Annotated in this window: 16 protein-coding genes; 11 read left to right on the top strand and 5 right to left on the bottom strand. The window is 52.4% G+C overall.

What is annotated here, in order from left to right:
* Positions 1-57 precede the first annotated feature (57 nt).
* Both rny and FW415_RS24555 read right to left on the bottom strand, forming a co-directional pair.
* Positions 58-1,614, bottom strand: a complete 1,557-nt coding sequence (rny, locus tag FW415_RS24560; RefSeq protein WP_148389726.1) for a ribonuclease Y — start codon at positions 1,612-1,614, stop codon at positions 58-60.
* Positions 1,615-1,761: 147 nt separating this feature from the next.
* Positions 1,762-2,055, bottom strand: a complete 294-nt coding sequence (locus FW415_RS24555) for a cell division protein ZapA (protein WP_146857865.1) — start codon at positions 2,053-2,055, stop codon at positions 1,762-1,764.
* A 275-nt stretch (positions 2,056-2,330) separates the two neighbouring features.
* Between FW415_RS24555 and FW415_RS24550 the strand changes: the two genes are divergently transcribed.
* Together FW415_RS24550 and FW415_RS24545 are read left to right on the top strand one after the other, a co-directional pair.
* On the top strand, positions 2,331-2,801 hold the full coding sequence (locus tag FW415_RS24550) for an antitoxin Xre/MbcA/ParS toxin-binding domain-containing protein (protein WP_148389725.1): 471 nt from the start codon (positions 2,331-2,333) through the stop codon (positions 2,799-2,801).
* Positions 2,802-2,827: 26 nt separating this feature from the next.
* The gene (locus FW415_RS24545) at positions 2,828-3,286 is read left to right on the top strand and encodes an RES family NAD+ phosphorylase (RefSeq protein WP_168208968.1); all 459 of its coding nucleotides are present in this window, start codon (positions 2,828-2,830) and stop codon (positions 3,284-3,286) included.
* On the opposite strand, the gene FW415_RS24540 is transcribed toward FW415_RS24545, so the two are convergent.
* Both FW415_RS24540 and pheT read right to left on the bottom strand, forming a co-directional pair.
* Positions 3,283-3,588, bottom strand: a complete 306-nt coding sequence (locus FW415_RS24540; RefSeq protein ID WP_148389723.1) for a hypothetical protein — start codon at positions 3,586-3,588, stop codon at positions 3,283-3,285. The genes FW415_RS24545 and FW415_RS24540 overlap by 4 nt on opposite strands.
* A complete protein-coding gene (gene pheT / locus FW415_RS24535; RefSeq protein WP_148389722.1) occupies positions 3,588-6,020 on the bottom strand; it encodes a phenylalanine--tRNA ligase subunit beta in 2,433 nt (810 codons plus the stop codon). Before pheT ends, FW415_RS24540 begins: the two co-directional genes overlap by 1 nt.
* Before the next feature lie 434 nt (positions 6,021-6,454).
* Here pheT and dnaB point away from each other — a divergent pair, with 434 nt between their 5' ends.
* The 3 genes from dnaB to FW415_RS24520 all read left to right on the top strand — a co-directional run bounded on the left by dnaB (position 6,455) and on the right by FW415_RS24520 (position 10,181).
* On the top strand, positions 6,455-8,023 hold the full coding sequence (gene dnaB, locus FW415_RS24530) for a replicative DNA helicase (protein WP_148389721.1): 1,569 nt from the start codon (positions 6,455-6,457) through the stop codon (positions 8,021-8,023).
* 76 nt (positions 8,024-8,099) lie between these two features.
* Positions 8,100-9,461: an MATE family efflux transporter gene (locus FW415_RS24525; RefSeq protein ID WP_148389720.1), complete on the top strand. Its 1,362-nt coding sequence runs from the start codon at positions 8,100-8,102 to the stop codon at positions 9,459-9,461.
* Between the two features lie 9 nt (positions 9,462-9,470).
* Positions 9,471-10,181, top strand: coding sequence for a 16S rRNA (uracil(1498)-N(3))-methyltransferase (locus FW415_RS24520; protein WP_148389719.1), 711 nt, complete (start codon positions 9,471-9,473; stop codon positions 10,179-10,181).
* Positions 10,182-10,215: 34 nt separating this feature from the next.
* Here the strand turns inward: FW415_RS24520 and FW415_RS24515 are convergent, their stop codons facing one another.
* Positions 10,216-11,253 (bottom strand): quinone-dependent dihydroorotate dehydrogenase, encoded by a 1,038-nt coding sequence (locus FW415_RS24515; protein WP_148389718.1) that lies wholly within the window; start codon positions 11,251-11,253, stop codon positions 10,216-10,218.
* Between the two features lie 75 nt (positions 11,254-11,328).
* Here FW415_RS24515 and FW415_RS24510 point away from each other — a divergent pair, with 75 nt between their 5' ends.
* From FW415_RS24510 to FW415_RS24485, 6 genes are all read left to right on the top strand, one after another.
* A complete protein-coding gene (locus FW415_RS24510) occupies positions 11,329-11,838 on the top strand; it encodes an RNA polymerase sigma-70 factor (RefSeq protein ID WP_148389717.1) in 510 nt (169 codons plus the stop codon).
* A 73-nt stretch (positions 11,839-11,911) separates the two neighbouring features.
* A complete protein-coding gene (locus FW415_RS24505) occupies positions 11,912-12,961 on the top strand; it encodes a FecR family protein (protein WP_148389716.1) in 1,050 nt (349 codons plus the stop codon).
* A gap of 26 nt (positions 12,962-12,987) precedes the next feature.
* Positions 12,988-15,630 (top strand): TonB-dependent receptor domain-containing protein, encoded by a 2,643-nt coding sequence (locus tag FW415_RS24500; protein ID WP_148389715.1) that lies wholly within the window; start codon positions 12,988-12,990, stop codon positions 15,628-15,630.
* A 254-nt stretch (positions 15,631-15,884) separates the two neighbouring features.
* Positions 15,885-16,727 (top strand): DUF4249 domain-containing protein, encoded by an 843-nt coding sequence (locus FW415_RS24495; RefSeq protein ID WP_148389714.1) that lies wholly within the window; start codon positions 15,885-15,887, stop codon positions 16,725-16,727.
* A 116-nt stretch (positions 16,728-16,843) separates the two neighbouring features.
* Positions 16,844-17,422, top strand: a complete 579-nt coding sequence (locus FW415_RS24490; RefSeq protein WP_148389713.1) for an RNA polymerase sigma factor — start codon at positions 16,844-16,846, stop codon at positions 17,420-17,422.
* A 77-nt stretch (positions 17,423-17,499) separates the two neighbouring features.
* Positions 17,500-18,663: a FecR family protein gene (locus FW415_RS24485; RefSeq protein WP_148389712.1), complete on the top strand. Its 1,164-nt coding sequence runs from the start codon at positions 17,500-17,502 to the stop codon at positions 18,661-18,663.
* Positions 18,664-18,973: the final 310 nt, after the last annotated feature.

The following is an 18,973-nucleotide window of genomic DNA, read 5'->3' as shown; positions in this document are numbered from 1 at the left end:
CAAAAAAAAGCTGCCGCGTATGATGCGGCAGCTTTGGGAAAAGGTAAACGGATATCGTTACCGGGCAACGTTCACCGCTCTCCGTTCACGGATAACGGTTACTTTGATCTGTCCGGGATATTGCATTTCGTTCTGGATCTTGTTGGCGATCTCGAAGCTGAGGCGGTCTGCATCGCTGTCGGTTACTTTTTCGCTTTCCACGATCACGCGCAGTTCGCGGCCGGCCTGGATGGCATATGCTTTTTCCACGCCATCGTAAGCGAGGGCGAGGTTTTCCAGGTCTTTGATCCTTTGCAGGTAGCTTTGCATGATCTCGCGGCGGGCGCCGGGGCGGGCGCCGCTGATGGCGTCACAGGCCTGAACGATGGGGGAGATCACGTAGGCCATTTCCATTTCATCGTGGTGTGCGCCGATGGCGTTCACGATGGCAGGATGTTCGCCGTATTTTTCAGCGAGCTTGGCGCCGAGGAGGGCGTGGCTCAGTTCGGATTCTTCATCAGGCACTTTGCCGATATCGTGCAGGAGGCCGGCGCGTTTGGCGAGCTTGGGATTGAGGCCCAGTTCCGCGGCCATCACGGCGCAAAGGTTGGCGGTTTCCTTGGAGTGCATCAACAGGTTCTGGCCGTAAGAGGAGCGGAAGCGCATTTTGCCGACCATACGCACCAGTTCTTTGTGCAGACCGTGGATGCCCAGCTCTATCACGGTCCTTTCCCCGATTTCCATCACCTGTTCTTCCAGCTGGCGTTTGGTCTTTTCCACAACTTCCTCGATACGTGCGGGGTGGATACGGCCGTCCTGTACCAGGCGTTGCAGGCTCAGGCGGGCGATCTCGCGGCGCAGGGGGTCGAAGGAAGAAAGCACGATGGCTTCCGGGGTATCGTCCACGATCAGGTCCACACCCGTAGCCGCTTCAATGGCACGGATGTTACGGCCTTCCCGGCCGATGATCTGGCCTTTGATCTCGTCGCTTTCCAGGTTGAACACGGTAATGGCGTTCTCGATGGTGTTTTCGGCGGCGGTACGCTGGATGGATTGTATGATGATCTTTTTGGCTTCCTTGTTGGCTTTGGTCTTGGCATCCTCGATGATCTCCTGGATGTGGCTCATAGCCTGGGAGCGGGCTTCTTCTTTCAGGCTTTCCACCAGTTGCTGGCGGGCCTCTTCGGCGGACAGGGCCGCAACTTTCTCCAGGCGGCGGATGTGCTCTTCCTGGTGTTTTTCCAGTTCGGAACGTTTGATGTTCACCAGTTCTATCTGGCGGCCGAGGTTCTCCTTGATGGATTCGTTCTCCGCTACCTGTTTCTGGAGCTGCTCGGTTTTCTGGTTAAGGCCTTGTTCTTTTTGCTTGATGCGGTTCTCGGATTCCGAGATCTTCTGGTTACGCTGCAGTACTTCTTTCTCGTGCTCGGATTTCATCTGAAGATATTTCTCCTTCGCTTCCAGCAGTTTGTCTTTCTTTAATGTTTCGGCGGAAAGCTGGCCCTCTGCAACAATCCTTTTGGCCTGATCTTCTGCTTCCTGTATTTTCCTCTGGGTGTTTTTAGCGAAAATCAACTTTCCAAGCAATATACCGATAGCGAGAGCTACGACGCCCACTATGATAAGTTCTGTCATATTCTGTAGTTTAAAAGAGTATTGATATAAAATGTCTCCCCGCCCTTTTTCAACAATAGGTGCAAAAGCCGACCCGCGAAAATAACAAAAATATTGGCAGTAAAGCACGGGAGGCTCGTGATAATGAATTATTTAGGGGTTTGGCGGTCATTTCAGGTGTTCATCCAGCAGATTGTCAAGGTGTTGCAGTTTTTCCCGGAGGAAGGGGGCAACGCCCGCCTGTGCCTTTCCGCCGCTGGTGGCGGGGTGTGTGGCGTACATGATCAGCGCCATGGCGATGTAATCCTGGATGTCCTTTCCCGCATAGGCGGCTTTGAACTCGATGATCTTTTCATTCACTTCTTTCATGACACGGCGTACGGCTTCTTCTTCTTCCGTGCGGATTTTGATGCGGTAGGTGCGGTCGGCGACCACTATGTTGACCGGGATGAGCGTTTCCATCTTGTTAGGATTGTTGTGCCACAAATGTAAGGAATGCCGGCAGATATAGGCCGGTGGCTACGGGAGAGTTTTTTTGACTTGATTCGTGATAATTGAATTAATTTGTGTTTACAATAATGTAAACTTTTTAAATCCGCATGAAAATTTTACTATCAAATTGATAATGGTTTAATCATATTGATATTCAATCTATTAAACGAAAATTTTCATCCGATTAAAGGAAATATTTTTTCAACCCAACTGAATTTGTAAACAAAAAATAATTTACATTTGCCATGACGAAGGAATTTGACAACGGTAAAAAGGGCCGGAAACCATCAGGAGGCCGGCAGGAGGATTTGTTCAACTCTTTAGAATCCATAGCAGTAATGAGAAAGTCATCTTTTAAATGGAAGATCGAGCTGGTAAAGCAGGGTGTTACAAAAGATCAGTTAGCGATCCTGAAGGATACGCTGGGGCTGGAGTATGCCACTTTGGGTAAAATGTTGTCTGTAACGGACAGAACGCTTTATCTGAAGAAGGACAAGGAGGTGTTCAGTCAGAGTGTGAGCGACAGGATCATGTCTATTGTGGATGTGTACGGGCATGCATATGACATTTTCCGGGACAGAAAAAAGGTGGTCCAGTGGATGAAGCGGAAGAACAAGGCTTTCGGGGACCTGGCGCCCATAGAAGTAATGGATACCCAGGTGGGGATGCAGGAAGTGCAAAATGAGCTGCGCAGGCTGGAGATGGGTATATATTAATGGACTACCTTAAAATGACAATAACGATGAATCTGAAATTACACCAGCTCAGCACGAGGGAGTACAGTGCGGACCCCACGGGTTTTGCTGCAAGGTTTGTAACCGGCCGGTGGCACGATATCGGGGACCGCTGTATTTACACCTGTCTGCGCCGGTCACAGTGCCTGATCGAGTTTTCGCGGGGCGGGTATCATTTTGACCAGGAGTTGCATGATATGGTATTCACCATCTTTGATGTGCCCGGCGGCAGTCTGAGAGAGTTTGCCGAAAGTGAGCTGCCGCCTGAATGGAGAACCTGGCCCCGCCCGGAGGCTGCCCGGGCATTCGGGTCGCGGATACTGAAAGCAGCGGACACGCTGGTGGTCTCATTCCCTTCCGCAGTGTTCCCGGACGAAAGGATCTATCTGATCAATCCCCGGCACGACCTGATCAGGTCTGTCAGGATCATGGGAGTGGAGAACCTGGATACCAGTCTCTATATCTAGGAGTTCAGCAGCGCAATGCACCGGTCTATCTCCCGGATATAGTCATTGATCTTCCCCCTCACTTCCCGGCGGAACGCTTCCTCATCTTCTGACAAACCATTTCCCTGCGTAGCAGTGGCAATTTTTGCCATTTTGAGTCGCTGGTCCAGGGATGCAATGGTCGTCTCCTGCTCTTTAAGCTCGGATTGATGGAGGGAAAGCTGCTCCCGGAGCATGGCATTATCCGCCTGCGCCTGCTGTAGTTTTTTCAACAGCTGATGCAGCTTGTCCTCAATGCGCTGGATATATTGTTCGAGTTCCATTATTTCCGGATCTCAGCCTGTAGCTGTGTTTCGAATGCTTTCACCAGCTTGTTCATCAATGCATCCGTTTCCTGGTCGGTCAGCGTTTTCTGCTTGTCCTGGAACGTAAAGCTGATCGCATATGATTTTTTGCCGGCGCCGAGTTTTTCGCTTTCAAAAACGTCGAACAGGTTGATATGTTGCAGTAATGATGTTTTAACCGTACGGGCGGCGGCTTCCACCGCAGCGAAACTCACCTGCCTGTCCAGCACCAGCGCCAGATCCCGCCGCACCGCGGGGAACTTCGGGATCTCTTCATAGAAGGCCTCTTTCGTCTGCAGTTGCTGCAGGATCGTTGCCCAGTAGAAATCGGCATACCACACCGCCTGTTTGATGTCGAACGTCTTGAGCTGCTGGTTATCTACCGCACCAAGTACGGCAATCACCGCACCGTTTACGCTGATCTCGAACGCTGGCTGCAGGCCATGCGTGGATACCGCGGTCATTTGCGGAGAGGGTAGCGCCAGCCGCTGCAGGATGTTCTGCACATAGCCTTTCAGGTAGTAAAAATCCACCGGCGCTGCTTTGAACATCCAGCTTTCGGGCCTTTTCTGCCCTGTCAGATAAAGGCTGAGGTGTTCCGTTTCGGTGTATTTTCCGGCACCCTCACGGATGTAGGTCTTCCCGAACTCGAAGAACAGCAGGTCCTCATTCCGGCGGTTGAGGTTGTAGGCGATCCGTTCCAGGCCGGTTTCCAGCATGGATGGACGCATCACGTCCAGTTCCGCACTGAGATTATTGATCATTTTTACCAGCCCCTCCTGTTCCAGGTGCGTATAGTACTGGCTGTTGGTGATGGAATTGGTAAATATTTCTGAAAAGCCGTTGGCGGCGAGGTAATCGGCAATCTTTTCCTTTACCCTTTCCTTATCCGGCTGCTCCTGGGGGGAGGGCGCCATGTTTACCAGGGGAGGGATGGGGATATTGTCCAGCCCGTCGATGCGCATGACCTCTTCCACGATATCGGCCGGAATGGAGATATCCGTTTTATGGTATGGAACGGCTACACGCAGCTGGGCTTCGTCTTCCGACTGTATGGTGAATCCCAGGCTGCAGAGGATATTTTTTACTTTATCCGGTGCATATTGGTGGCCGCTCAGGGTATTGATATATTGATAGGAAAGCGCTACGCTGTTTTGCGGTGCGGGTGAAGGGTATGTATCTGTTACACCCGAGGCCGGGGCGCCATGGGCCAGTTCGCCCATCAGGGCAACGGCTCTTTCCAGGGCGAAGGGCGCCATGCTGATGTCCGCCCCTTTTTCGAAGCGCACGGCAGCGTCTGTACGAAGACCGTGGCGGACGGAGGATTTGCGGATACCGGTGGCGCTGAAGAATGCGCTTTCCAGGAATATTTCGGTGGTGGTCTCTTTTACGCCGGATTGTATGCCGCCGAATACCCCGGCAATGCACAACGGGTTGTTCTCTCCGTCGCAGATCATCAGGTCCCCGGCGTCCAGCTTGCGTTCTTTGCCGTCCAGTGTGGTAAAAGGTGTGCCGGCGGGGAGGTTTTGAATGATGACTTTGCCGCCTTTGATCTCCGCGGCATCAAATGCATGCAGCGGCTGCCCGGTCTCATGCAGCACGTAATTGGTGATATCCACGATATTATTGATCGGGCGCACGCCGATGGCTTGCAGGCGGTGCTGCATCCAGGATGGTGAAGGCCCTACCTTGATGCCGGTGACGGTCTGCCCGCAGTAACGGGGACAGGCCTCCGTGTTTTTAACCTCTACGCCGGTCTCCCGCGGCTGTGCTGCCGGGGATGCCGCATGGATGCCGGGCCTGCGCACCTGGTAGATCTGCGTATGTTCATGGTTGTTCAGCCAGGCGCAGATGTCGCGCGCCACGCCCATATGGCTCATGGCGTCCATATGATTAGGGGTGAGGCCTATTTCAAATACCCAGTCCTCAGCCGGCTGAAAGAGTTCCCGGGCGGTGAGGCCCGGCTGCAGGGAGGCATCCAGTACCAGGATGCCGTCATGGCTGTCTCCCAGCCCGATCTCGTCTTCCGCACAGATCATCCCGTAGCTCTCTTCCCCGCGGATCTTCGCCTTTTTCATGGTAAGCGGCTCGCCGGAAGAAGGGTAAATGGTGGCGCCGATGGGGGCTACCACTACTTTCTGGCCTGCTGCCACATTGGGCGCACCGCAGACGATGCTCAGCGGCTCACCGTTGCCGATGTTCACTTTCGTCAGGCGCAGCTTGTCCGCATTGGGATGTTTTTCCACGCTCAATACTTCCCCGATCACCAGCCCTTCCAGGCTGCCTTTTACGCTTTCAAACCTTTCCAGGCTCTCTACTTCCAGCCCAACCGCGGTAAGTATTACGGAAAGTTCCTCCGGTGCGGGTTTTACCGGCAGATAATCACAGAGCCAATTATACGAGATCGTCATTTTCTATCCTTGTATTTTGATGCCAGGCGCCTTACGTGGACGCCTGATCGCGCGTAAAGTTAACAACTTCTGCTGTACGGCAAGATGGAAATTTAGCCAAGTAAAATGTGGAAAATCTTTATGCACAGGAAATGTGAATAATCCGATCTTTGCTTGGGATTTTTATCCATTTCGGTGGATAACCCCCTGAAAAACGGTGGATAACCGTATGTTCGGCTTGGGATAACCTGTGGGTAGCGTTCGGATAAATATTGTTCCGGATTTAAACCGGTTTATCAGAAAAATGCTGTTACCTTAGTTTTTCCGGTTCAAAAATTTTACAATTTGTTAAACTGGTGTGAATGGAACTGATATAAAAAAGTTGTAAATAATTAAGCAACCCGGCCATACAGTAACCACTATTTTCTATAACCTCCTTAATGCGCTGAATATAAATGGATCTCAATCTGAAGAAAGACCGAAACACGCGTCGCAAGCCTGCTATTGATATCTCCACGATGGTTTACGGTAAAGTGCCCCCCCAGGCGAAAGAGCTTGAAGAAGCGGTATTGGGTGCGCTTATGCTGGAAAAAGGCGCTTTTGACACGGTCATCGAGATCCTGAAATCCGAATGTTTTTACGTAGATGCGCATCAGAAGATATTTGCCGCCATGCAACGCCTTGCCGGCAAATCCATGCCTGTGGACATCCTCACGGTGGTGGAAGAACTGAAATCATCAGCTGAACTGGAACTCGTGGGCGGTCCCTTTTTCATTACCCGCCTCACCAATATGGTGGTGTCTTCCGCGAATATTGAAGCGCATGCCCGTATTGTGCTGCAGAAATTCATCCAGCGGGAACTGATCCGCATTTCCGGCGAGATCATCAGTGAAGCGTATGAGGATACGGCCGATGTGTTCGACCTGCTGGACGCCGCGGAATCCAAGCTGTTTGAAGTCACCAACAATCACCTCCGCAAGAATTATGATTCGATAGACCGGGTATTGGTGAACACCATCAAACGTATCGAAGACCTGCGGAACAAGGGCGATGATATCACCGGCGTACCTTCCGGTTTCCCTACGCTGGACAAGATCACATATGGCTGGCAGCCGTCTGACCTGATCATCCTGGCTGCGCGCCCTGCCGTGGGTAAAACCGCCTTCGCGTTGAACCTTGCCCGTAATGCCGCCCTTCACCCGAAATATCCCAAAGGCGCCGCGATATTTTCACTGGAAATGTCCAGCGGCCAGCTCGTACAACGTATCCTGGCCGCCGAATCCGAGATCAAGCTGGAGAAGATCACCCGCGGCAAGCTGGAAGAGCATGAAATGCGCAAGCTGATGACCCACGGTATCGAAAGGCTCGCCAAAGCCCCCATCTTCATTGATGATACCCCCGGTCTGAACATCTTCGAGCTGCGCGCCAAATGCCGCCGCCTCGTACATAACCACGGCGTAGGCATCATCATCATTGACTACCTGCAATTGATGAGCGGCGCGGAAAACGGCCGCAACACCAACCGCGAGCAGGAGATCAGCAAGATCTCCCGTGACCTGAAGGGGATGGCGAAAGAACTGAACGTACCGGTACTGGCCCTGTCACAGTTAAGCCGTGATGTGGAAAAGCGGAAAGACGGCAACAAAATGCCGCAGCTGAGCGACCTCCGGGAATCCGGTGCCATTGAACAGGATGCGGATATGGTGATGTTCATCTACCGGCCTGAATACTACGAGATCACCACCAACGAAATGGGGGAATCCAACAAAGGCGAAACCCACGTCCGCATTGCGAAGCACAGGAACGGCCAGCTGGATACCGTGAAGCTCCGGGCCATACTGGAATTCCAGCGCTTTGAAGATGACGGGTTCGTGGACGGGCCCCCTTCCACCGGCGGCAATGCTTTCGCAGGCATGAAAGGCCACGGCGGCGGGCACGATGAAGCCAAGATATTCATCCAGAAAGGTTCGAAGATGAACGATATGGATTTTGATGACGATGCATTCGGGGATGCACCATTTTAGCAAAGCATCCTGAAAAAATAACTGAAGCCGGCATCAACCTTTAAAGTTGCCGGCTTTTTTAATGCTTGTGAACGACATGAAACGACTGTATAAAAAGTACCGATCTCATTATAAAGACAATTTCCACCTGGCCTACCCGGTTGTAATCTCCCAGTTAGGCCACACCCTCGTTGCGCTGAGCGACAGCATCATCATCGGTCATACCGGCAAGGTGCCGCTGGCCGCCGTATCCCTCGGCGGCAGCATATTCTCCGTGTTCATGGTCACGGGCATCGGCATGTCATACGGTCTTACGCCGTTGATCGCGCAGGAGAACGGCCGGGGCAACAGGCGGAGCTGCGGGCATCTGCTGGCCCACAGTCTCCTGATCAACCTCCTCACAGGCATATTGCTTTTCGGCCTCATCCTGCTGGTGGGGCATAACCTCGACGGTATGCAACAGCAGCCGGATGTTGCGGCGGAGGGGGAGATCTACCTGCAGTACCTCGCGCTGTCGTTCATCCCGCTGATGGTGTTCTTAACCTTCAAACAGTTTGCCGAAGGCCTAGGGTTCACCAGGCAGGCCATGAACATCAGCATCCTGGGTAATGTGCTCAACATCCTGCTGGGCATAGCGCTGGTGTATGGCTTTTTCGGCCTCCCGCGGATGGGCGTGGCCGGTGTGGGGCTCGCTACGGTGGTAGACCGGTTATTGATGGCGGTGACGATGGGCTGGTATGTACTCCGCTCACCGCGTTTTAAAGCCTATCTGCAAACGTTCGGCTTCCGGCATATAAGACCGGCCACCCTGAAGAAAATAGCGGGACTGGGTACACCGGTGGCCCTGCAATACATTTTTGAGGTGAGCGCTTTCAGCGGCGCAGCTATCATGGTGGGCTGGATAGGGGCCGCGGAGCTGGCGGCGCACCAGATCGCCATCAGTCTTGCTGCCATGACCTATATGATGGCCAGCGGCATCTCCGCGGCTGCCGGTATCCGCAGCGGCAACAACTTCGGCCGCGGTAACTTTACAGATCTGCGGCATTCCGCTATTGCCAGCTATCACATGGTACTGGTGCTGATGGGGGTGGCTGCGCTGGTGTTCATGCTGGGGAGCCGTTTGCTGCCGGCCATGTACATCAATGATCCCGCGGTCATCAGCATCGCTTCGGGCCTGTTGCTGATCGCCGCTTTCTTTCAGCTGTTCGATGGCACGCAGGTGGTGGGGCTGGGCATTCTGCGGGGGCTCGGTGATGTGAAGGTGCCCACCGTTATTACCCTCCTGGCGTACTGGGTGCTGGGCCTGCCGGTGGGGTACTGGCTCGGTATAAAGATGGGATATGGTGTGCAGGGTATCTGGTGGGGATTGCTGCTTGGGCTGCTGGGCGCATCGGTATTGCTCTTCTTCCGCTTTCAGTCCATTACCCGCCGCCTGGAACAACAAACGGAAAAGATATAATTTAGTGCCATGGAGTTACCAGTTTTTTATGCGAAGGATATAACACCCGGCGCCGGTTCTTATACGATGGATGAGCCTACCTCCAAATATTGCATCCAGGTATTGCGGAAAGTAAAAGGAGATGCCGTTCTGCTGGCGGACGGCAAAGGAACGCGCTACGAAGCGATAGTGACGGATGATCACCGCAAGAAATGCGTAGTGGGCATTACCGGCCAAACCACTGTGCCGGCGCCTGTCCCGGCCGTGCGCATGGCCATTGCCTTCACCAAAAATGCTTCCCGCATGGAGTGGTTCCTGGAGAAGGCGGTGGAGATCGGCGTGCAGGGCATCATTCCCCTGATCACCTTGCGTACGGAAAAAGAAAAATTCAAGGCGGAGCGGCTGGAGAATATATTGGTATCGGCCATGCTGCAATCGAAGCAATGGTATTTGCCGGTATTGAGCGGACCATTGCCATTGGAGACGCTGATGGGCAGGGATGAAAAAGGCCAGCGCTTCATCGCGCACTGCCTGCCGGATCAGAAACAGCATCTGCTGGATGCCGTGCAGCCGGGGAAAGATACCTTGATGCTGATAGGGCCGGAAGGGGACTTTGCCCCGCAGGAAATTGAGCTGGCCCTGCAATATGGTTTCGTTCCGGTAACCTTGGGGGATACACGGTTACGCACGGAGACCGCCGGTGTGGTGGCCTGTACATTGATTGCCGCGGCTAACCGGTAAAAGGGGCGTCTTTCCGGATTGTGGTCACAACTATTTAAATGGCTGGTGACGGCGTTAAACCCTGACAGATCTTCTTCACAATAGCCGGCCCTTCGTAGATGAACCCGGTGTACACCTGCACCAGCGAAGCGCCTGCATCCAGCTTTTCCTGTGCGTCTTTGGCCGTGAAAATGCCGCCTGCGGCGATGATGGGTATTTTACCGCCCGAATGCTGATGGATGTACCGGATCACTTCGGTAGCGCGTTCCCTTACCGGCAGCCCGCTGAGCCCGCCTGCGCCGATCTGCTCCAGGGTTTCCGGGCTGGTTTGCAGCCCTTCCCGGCTGATGGTGGTATTGGTGGCTACGATGCCGGCCAGTCCGGTTTCCGCTACGATCTCGATGATATCATCCAGTTGCGTTGTAGTAAGATCGGGGGCAATTTTCAGGAGGATGGGTTTGGGGCTGGCCTTTTGCATGTTCAGCGTTTGCAGATGATGCAGCAGCTGCTTCAGCGGCTCTTTTTCCTGCAGCGCCCGGAGATTGGGCGTATTGGGGGAGCTGACGTTCACCACAAAGTAATCGACCACATCGAACAGGGTATGAAAACATTTTTCATAATCGCTGATCGCTTCTTCGTTAGGCGTGACCTTGTTCTTGCCGATGTTTCCGCCCACGATAATATGGGAACGGCGCTGTTGGAGGCGTTTGGCTGCGGCCCTTGCCCCTTCGTTATTGAAACCCATGCGGTTGATGAGGGCTTTGTCTTCCGGCAGGCGGAACAGCCGGGGCTGGTCGTTTCCCGGTTGCGGCTGTGGCGTGACCGTACCGATCTCCACGAATCCGAAGCCAAGATGGGCCAGCTCATCGATATACCTGGCATCTTTATCGAAACCTGCGGCAAGGCCCACCGGATTCCTGAACCGGAGGCCCCATAATTCACGTTCCAGGCCATTCCCGCGGGGCTGGCAGAACGCATCCAGCACATTTTTGCCGAAGGGCAGCGCATTGATAATCTTCAAACCCCGCATTACGCTATGGTGAATGCTTTCAGGGGGGAAACCAAAGAGTATTTTTTTGATAAGACCGTACATCTACGGGCAAAGATATAAAAAGACAGCTTATTTGGTTTATCAGCGATAGCCGCCTAATTTTGCCCACGTTAGACCATGTTGGACCTGCAGTCTTTTGAACGGATATTTAAGGAGCATCACGCTCACTGCCTGGCATTCGCCATTCACTATACCGGTGATCCGTATGAGGCAGAGGAAGTCGTGCAACTTGTATTTTCCCAGATATGGGAAAAGCGGGAAGGGATTGCTATCAACGGATCGGAAAGGTCTTATCTCTTTACCGCTATCCGCAATACGGCTATCAGCCAGTGGCGGAAGCAAACCGTTCGCACAACAAAAGAAAATGCCTTCGGAAAAATGCAGGACCCCGAAGTGCATTTTTCCATACAGGCACGGGAGCTGGAGGGAAAGCTGCACCTGGCCCTGGAGAAGCTGCCGGAGCGCTGCCGGGAGGTTTTCTTGCTGAGCCGGAAGCAGCAACTGAAGTATGCGGAAATTGCCACGGTGATGAATATTTCCGTAAAAACCGTTGAAAACCAGATGGGTAAGGCATTGAAAATATTACACCATGAGCTGCGGGAATACCTGCCGCTATTATTTTTATAACTATACATAGGGGGATGGCTGTTTTACAGGCGTCTTCCTGACAAATTCTGTTAACGTACAACTGTTCAAGAGCATGCTGCAACCTGATGAGGCTTTATATTCCCTGCTCTGCAAATATCTGCTGAATGAAGCGGATGGCGTGGAGCGCCGCTGGGTGGAAACCTGGCGGACGGAAAATACTGCCAATGAAGAGGTGCTGTCTGCCATTCGCAGCATGCTGGACGCACCGGCGCCGGCGATAACTTATCCGGGGCTGGATACCGATTCCAGCTGGGAGAGGTTGAAGCGGGGGATAACCGGCTCCGGGTCGTCCGGAATGGCGGAATGGGGCGGGCAAGGCAGGGATTTGTCAGCGCATTTTACACAGGACAGGGCGGTGGAGGATACTGCTGCCGGTCGGGAAACCGTAGTTCTTCCCCGCAGGCGTTACCGCTGGCTGCAGGTGGCGGCGGCAGTACTGGTACTGGGAGGGCTGGGGTTCTGGCTCAGCACGCGGTCCGGCGCAGAACAGGTGGTGTTTTCAGGGGCGCAGCAGGCGGCATTGGAAGATGGCAGCAAGGTGATGATGGAACAGGGCGCATTGATGGAGCTGTCGGCAGATTTCGGAAAAAAAGAAAGACGGGTGGCATTCTCCGGCAAGGCGGTATTCGATATTGCGCAGCAGGCGGGAAGCCCCTTCGTGATCGTACTCGGCAAAACGGAGATCAAAGTGCTGGGCACCCGTTTTACAGTCGATTATCAGCCGGAAAATAATGATCTGACCGTACATGTCAGCAATGGCCGTATCATGGTCATTAACGCGACAAAGGGAGAAAACGTAATTTTGTCCGGCGGAATGCTGCTGAAGCAGGATGAACCGCAACAACCTTTTGAAGTGGCCGCGCACGTAAAGGATATCGCAAAAAGATCACTCGTGTTCCGCGATGTGCCGCTGCAGGAGGTGCTGCAGACGCTGAAAGCCGTATATGGCATTACCGTCAACGTAGAAGACACAGCTTTGCTGCGGAAAGAAGTGACCGCCAATTTTGAGAACGAGCCCATTGAGAATATCATGGAAACCATCGCTTTCATGACCAATACCCGGGTGGATAACAACGGGGAATACGATTTTTCTATCAGATAACCTGACTTCATCATAAACCTGTAACAATGTCATTGGCCAGGAAACTGCTGCTGGGATTGCTTTTTACCTGGGTCCCCATGCAGCTTTTTGCGTGGAACTGGCGCACGAAAATTACTTTGTCCGTAAAGGACCAACCCCTCTCCGTCGTCTGCGATCTGCTGGAAAAGGAGTACGGCATTCATTTTTCCTACAGTCGAGATGTAGTGAGCATGAACCGCCGTGTTACGCTGAATGTGCACCAGGAACCCCTGCGCCGGGTGATGGAACAGCTTTTTTCCGGGCAGTCCGTACAATTCAAACGCATCGGGGAACAGCTGGTGCTTGCCGTAAAGCATACACCGGGCAGAACCATCAACGGTTTTGTGGAAGACGCCCGCACCGGTGAAAAGCTCATCGGCGCTACGATCTATGCGCCCCATCTCCAGACAGGCACGGTCACCAATCAATACGGATTTTACAGCCTGACAACGGAAAAGGATACACTTGGACTGATGATCAGTTACGTGGGGTATGAACCGCAGCGATTGTCTCTGAAAGACAAGGAAAGCCGGCAGATCAGCATCCGGCTGGCGCCGGTGAATACGTTAGAGGAAGTAGAGGTAACGGAAAACCTGCCCGGGCTGCAGGAGCAGACGCAGATGAGCAAGGTGAACGTAGCGCTTTCGCAGGTGAAAACCATGCCCCGGCTGCTTGGCGAATCGGATGTGCTGCGCAGTATCCAGGCCATGCCCGGTGTCAGCGGCGGAATGGAAGGCTCCAGCGGTATCCACGTCAGGGGCGGCAGTCCTGATCAGAACCTCATCCTGCTGGATGGAACGCCGGTGTACAATGCCAGCCATCTCTTCGGTGTCTTTTCTGTTTTCAATCCGGATATCATCAAGAATGTTGATCTCTACAAAGGCGCATTCCCCGCCCGTTACGGCGGGCGCCTCTCTTCCGTGGTGGACATCTCCATGAAGGACGGCAATATGCACAGCTTTCACGGACAGGTATCCCTCGGCCTGCTGGCGTCCAATGCCATGATAGAAGGCCCGCTGATCAAAGGTAAAACCTCTTTTATCGTTACCGCCCGCCGCACGTATGCGGACCTGCTGGCGGGAGACCTTGCCAGGGACCAGATGAACCTCGGAGAAAAGGGCAGCTTTTATGCCTACTTCTATGATGCCAATATCCGCATCAATCACATCTTTTCTCCCCGCGACCGCATCTTTCTGAGCGCTTACGGAGGGCAGGACCAGGCCAGCATCAACCGCAACATGCAGTTCGATTCCCTCAACAACGAGCCGAAACGGTACAAGGAGCTGATGGATTTTGAAATGGGATGGGGGAATCAGGCCTATGCGCTCCGCTGGAACCACATCTTTTCGCCAAGGCTCTTTTCCAATATCACCTTCAATTATTCCCGTTTCCTTTTCCGGACAGAATACAACTATGATTATGAAGCGCTGGATATTGCGGAGAAAGATAACATGTATGGCCGCTATTATTCCAGTGTGGAAAATGGCGGCATGAAAATGGATCTCGATTACCGGCCCAACCCGGAACATTCCATGCGTTTCGGCGGGCAGGCCACCTTTCACGGGTTCCGGCCCGGCATCACCAGCTTCCGCAACGCCACGGACAACCAGCAACTCACGGATACCGCTTATAATGACGACTTCAACAAAGGCGCTGAACTTTCCCTCTACCTGGAAGACGACTGGCAGATCGGGGATTCCATGTACCTGAACCTCGGTGTACATACCGCTGCTTTCCTCGTACCGGGAAATGCATACGTGTCCATACAGCCCAGGCTGGGCTTCCGTTACCTGCTGCCGCGCAAGTGGGCGCTGAAGCTTTCCTATACCCAGATGACGCAGCATATCCACCTGCTCGCCAATAATGCCACATTTTTGCCCACGGACCTGTGGGTGCCCGCTACCAGCAAGGTAAAGCCGATGTTTTCCAGGCAGGTAGCCGCCGGCCTGGCAAAGACCTCTGCGGATAACCGGTATGAAGCATCGGTGGAAGTATATTATAAATCCATGCGTAATGTGATCGAATACGTGGAGAACAATCTCAATTTCCAGTCCGCCTCCGGCAGTTGGGACGAGAATGTGATCGTGGGCCGGGGCCGGAGCTACGGGATGGAATTATTGCTGCAAAAGAAAACGGGCACCTTCAAAGGATGGATCGGTTATACGCTGGCGAAGTCTGAACGCGCTTTCCCGAACGTGAATCACGGCCGTGTATTTCCTTACAAGTATGACCACCGCCATGAAATAGAAGTCGTATTATCACAGCAGCTCGGCAAGCGATGGGAGCTTTCCGCCAACTGGCAGTTCAACACCGGCATGCCGCTCACATTGCCTACAGGGAGTTACGAGCAGGTGACCGAACCCACTCCCGGCTTCCCGCCGCCGGCAACGCCACCGGGAGAAGTGGACGTGGTGGAAAAAAGGAATTTTCTGCGCATGCAGGACATGCATCGCCTGGATATCAGTGCTACACATACCAAACAACGGAAGAATACCGCCTACATCCTGACCTTCGGGTTCATGAATGTGTACAACCGGCAGAATCCCTTCTTTTACTATTACAGCAGGAATGAGCAGACACGGGAAAGGCAGCTGACGATGCTGAGCATTCTGCCCATCCTGCCGAGCATATCTTATGCGATCAAATTCTGATCAATGGGTACGAAGATATGCGGCAGCCTGTGCAGGGAAATTTTTGGAACGAAGGAAATGATGCCGCCAATTGTTTCAGGTATGAATTGTAAGAATACATGAGTGCAAATTGTTTCAGGTATAAATTGTAATAACACATGCATGCATATCGTTTCAGGTATAAATTGTAAAAACACATGCATGCATATCGTTTCGGGCATAAATTGTAATAACACATGCATGCAAATCGTTTCAGGTATAAATTGTAAAAACACATGAGTGGAAACAGACGGACAGGAATACTATTGCTCTGCTTTTGCTGGATGGCCTGCGAAAAACCGGTAGATATTCCCGTTCCCTATGATGGCGACAAGATTGTGGTGAATGCGCTCCTGCAGCCGGACAGCCTGCTGTACCTGCGGGTGACCCGTTCGCAGCCGCCAGGGGCCAGTGTTTTCCCGGAAATACCCGGCGCCTCGGTTTCCCTCAAAGCCGGTAATGCAAGTATTCCGGTCAGCTGGCAGCAGATCGGCGGAAAGGGATATTTCGTTTCCGGTTCCCCTGTTCAATACGGCTTGCGGTACTCGCTGGAAGTAAGTGCGGCAGGACTGGATACGGTGTATGCAACGGACACCCTGCCCCGCGCACCGTTATTGTCCGCCCCGTTCGCGCAGGCCGGAGGCAGCCGCGTGCGCTTTGTGTTGCGGGACCTTCCAGGCAGCGACTTCTACCGGTTCCGCCTGTTCCATGCCAGCAACAACTTTGTTCCGGAAAAACGCGCGCGCTACCGTTTCGATCCTTCCTATAACAATAACTTTACAGACCTGATATCCGACCGCTTCCTGGAATATACCCTGATCAGCGATGAACGTTTCGAAGGCAGGGAAATTACCGTGGTGATGCAAACAGAGGAGGTCAATAAAGCCGGCGGATACCTGCTGCTGGAAGTAACGGGCCTCACACACGCCGCATGGCTGTACCTCAAAACACTGGAACTGCAAAGCAGCACCACCAATAATCCCCTCGTAGAACCCGGCAGTGTTTATTCGAATGTGCTTGACGGCTACGGCATCATGGCCGGCACCAACAGCGCCAGCCTGCCCATTGAAGTAAAATAACCGTCTCCGGCAGAAGCACGCAACACCCGGCATCCGTATGCACAATCTGGGATAAATTATGTATAATTGGCTTTGATTGATGGACTACCTACCGGATGCGGGATAAATGGTTTTGATTGCCGAATTTTCATACATATACAGATCAGGAGCTTGTTGAGTCTTTAAAATTCAGCGAAGAAGGGGCCTTTACCGAGATATACAACCGGTATTGGGAAAAGTTATACAAGTCTGCTTACAATAAGTTGAACGACAGCGAGGATGCCAAGGAAATTGTTAATGATGTATTACTGGATATCTGGAAAAGAAGAACTGACCTGTCCATCGCATTTTTAGCCGCTTACCTGGAAAAGGCCATCCGGTTCAGGGTGATCAATCATATCAACAGAAAGAAAAGCACCGCCCTGCTGGATTCATTTGAAGCAGTGCTGCAATCGCCTTTCAAGGCAGACAACCAGGTGAATATGAACGAGTTCGTCAATCTCCTGGAAGCATGGATAGCCGTTCTGCCAGAGAAGCAGCGCCGCATTTTTGTAAAATACTACTTCGACAACCTTTCAGCACAGGAAATAGCCATTGACATGAACCTGTCCAGGAAAACGGTCCAGAATAACCTGAGCATTACGGTACAATACCTGAAAACAAGGCTCAAACACCTGCCCATCCTGTTGATCATGCTCTCCCATACGCCCCGCTGAACTTTTTTTAAAAATTCTTCATTTTTTTCGGGAAGAAAGTGATCTTTTGGTGACTATAACACCAAAGGACTTTTTGTATGCTCTCCGAAAAGGATAAAAAATATCTGCAACAGGTACTCGAAAGGTATGAAAGCGGGCGTTCGACACCGGCTGAAACCCATTTTGTGGAAGTGTACCTGGATTATCTGGATGAGCTGAATAAAGATGCAGATCCCTTTCAGCATTTAAACGCGGCGGCCAGGCTGGACCTTGAGCAGGAGATCAAAGAAAAGCTCCTGCAGGGCATGCGTAGTGAAACCGCGCCTGCTCCCGAGTTTACTGTCCACCGGAACACACGCTTCAATTGGCGGATAGCGGCTGCCGTCATTTTTGCCGTTTTGGGAGCGGCCACCGGCTGGATCCTGCTTAAGCAGGGTGATAAAACAGCGGAAACCGTTGTGCAGGTGCAGGATGTCCTTCCCGGATCGGACCGCGCAGTACTGCAACTCGGGAACGGACAGATCATTGTGCTGGATACCAGTCACGGTCAGATCATTCAAAACGGAGCATTAACCGTTAATAATGACAGCGGGTTACTGAACTACTATGGTAAAGCCGCTATGGCAGAATATCATACGTTATCCGTACCCAGGGGCGGGCAGTACAAGCTGCAGTTGCCGGACGGCACTGATGTATGGCTGAATGCGGCATCTTCCATCACCTATCCTACTGCATTTACAGGTGCTGAACGTATCGTGGAAATTACCGGGGAAGCATATTTCGAGGTCGCTAAAATGAAGCAAAAACCTTTCAGGGTGAAGTCCGCCAATGGCAGTGAAATTGAAGTGCTCGGTACGCATTTCAATGTAAATGCATATGCGGATGAGCCATCGGTCGTCGCAACATTGCTTGAAGGGTCGATCAGATTCAGCAAAGCCAATAAACATTACCTGATGAAGCCGGGCCAGCAGGCAAGGTTAAATAAAGCAGGGGAAATCGACATCATCTCCGATATCAATATTGACGCTGTTACAGCATGGAGGAACGGATATTTTTATTTTGACGGTACAGACCTGCAGACGGTGATGCGGCAAATAGCCCGGTGGTACGATGTTACGGTAACATATGAAGGCAAGGTCCCGGACATGAAGTTCAGCGGAGAAATATCAAAAAGCAACAACGCATCGCTTGTATTGAAAATGCTGGAAGCCACACGGGTCCGGTTTGAAATAGAGGGGAACAAGATAATTGTCAAACCATAAGTTTATTATCGCATTTGCGGAGATACTTCAGATAAAAAACGGATAACAGGAATTTTTTCCGGCTTGTTCCGATCGGTCTGGTGAAATACCTGCCAATTGCGTCATGTATCATCGTTCGGGAAATATTTCAGTATCTGAGCTGTACCACGGCGCCAGTGGCATATCAGCTCGGGAAACATGTGATATCAGTTAAAGATCAGCCAAACCACCGCTTTTAAAGCAACACGCAACATTTATTCAGCGAATATCCGGATCGGGAACTTCCCGGGCCCGGATTATGCAACCAAAATTAAAACCAGGCAAATGAGAC

The organism is Chitinophaga sp. XS-30, from assembly GCF_008086345.1.
GTDB lineage: Bacteria > Bacteroidota > Bacteroidia > Chitinophagales > Chitinophagaceae > Chitinophaga.
This window is presented reverse-complemented; position numbering and strand designations above follow the sequence as displayed.

What these genes read in the sequence shown, in the direction of transcription:
- FW415_RS24555 (WP_146857865.1), bottom strand. Translation starts at nt 2,055, where the DNA reads ATGGAAACGCTCATCCCGGTCAACATAGTGGTCGCCGACCGCACCTAC.
- FW415_RS24505 (WP_148389716.1), top strand. Translation starts at nt 11,912, where the DNA reads ATGCTGCAACCTGATGAGGCTTTATATTCCCTGCTCTGCAAATATCTG.
- FW415_RS24545 (WP_168208968.1), top strand. Translation starts at nt 2,828, where the DNA reads ATGAATCTGAAATTACACCAGCTCAGCACGAGGGAGTACAGTGCGGAC.
- FW415_RS24515 (WP_148389718.1), bottom strand. Translation starts at nt 11,253, where the DNA reads ATGTACGGTCTTATCAAAAAAATACTCTTTGGTTTCCCCCCTGAAAGC.
- dnaB (WP_148389721.1), top strand. Translation starts at nt 6,455, where the DNA reads ATGGATCTCAATCTGAAGAAAGACCGAAACACGCGTCGCAAGCCTGCT.
- FW415_RS24510 (WP_148389717.1), top strand. Translation starts at nt 11,329, where the DNA reads ATGTTGGACCTGCAGTCTTTTGAACGGATATTTAAGGAGCATCACGCT.
- FW415_RS24485 (WP_148389712.1), top strand. Translation starts at nt 17,500, where the DNA reads ATGCTCTCCGAAAAGGATAAAAAATATCTGCAACAGGTACTCGAAAGG.
- pheT (WP_148389722.1), bottom strand. Translation starts at nt 6,020, where the DNA reads ATGACGATCTCGTATAATTGGCTCTGTGATTATCTGCCGGTAAAACCC.
- FW415_RS24550 (WP_148389725.1), top strand. Translation starts at nt 2,331, where the DNA reads ATGACGAAGGAATTTGACAACGGTAAAAAGGGCCGGAAACCATCAGGA.
- FW415_RS24540 (WP_148389723.1), bottom strand. Translation starts at nt 3,588, where the DNA reads ATGGAACTCGAACAATATATCCAGCGCATTGAGGACAAGCTGCATCAG.
- rny (WP_148389726.1), bottom strand. Translation starts at nt 1,614, where the DNA reads ATGACAGAACTTATCATAGTGGGCGTCGTAGCTCTCGCTATCGGTATA.
- FW415_RS24500 (WP_148389715.1), top strand. Translation starts at nt 12,988, where the DNA reads ATGTCATTGGCCAGGAAACTGCTGCTGGGATTGCTTTTTACCTGGGTC.
- FW415_RS24520 (WP_148389719.1), top strand. Translation starts at nt 9,471, where the DNA reads ATGGAGTTACCAGTTTTTTATGCGAAGGATATAACACCCGGCGCCGGT.
- FW415_RS24495 (WP_148389714.1), top strand. Translation starts at nt 15,885, where the DNA reads ATGAGTGGAAACAGACGGACAGGAATACTATTGCTCTGCTTTTGCTGG.
- FW415_RS24525 (WP_148389720.1), top strand. Translation starts at nt 8,100, where the DNA reads ATGAAACGACTGTATAAAAAGTACCGATCTCATTATAAAGACAATTTC.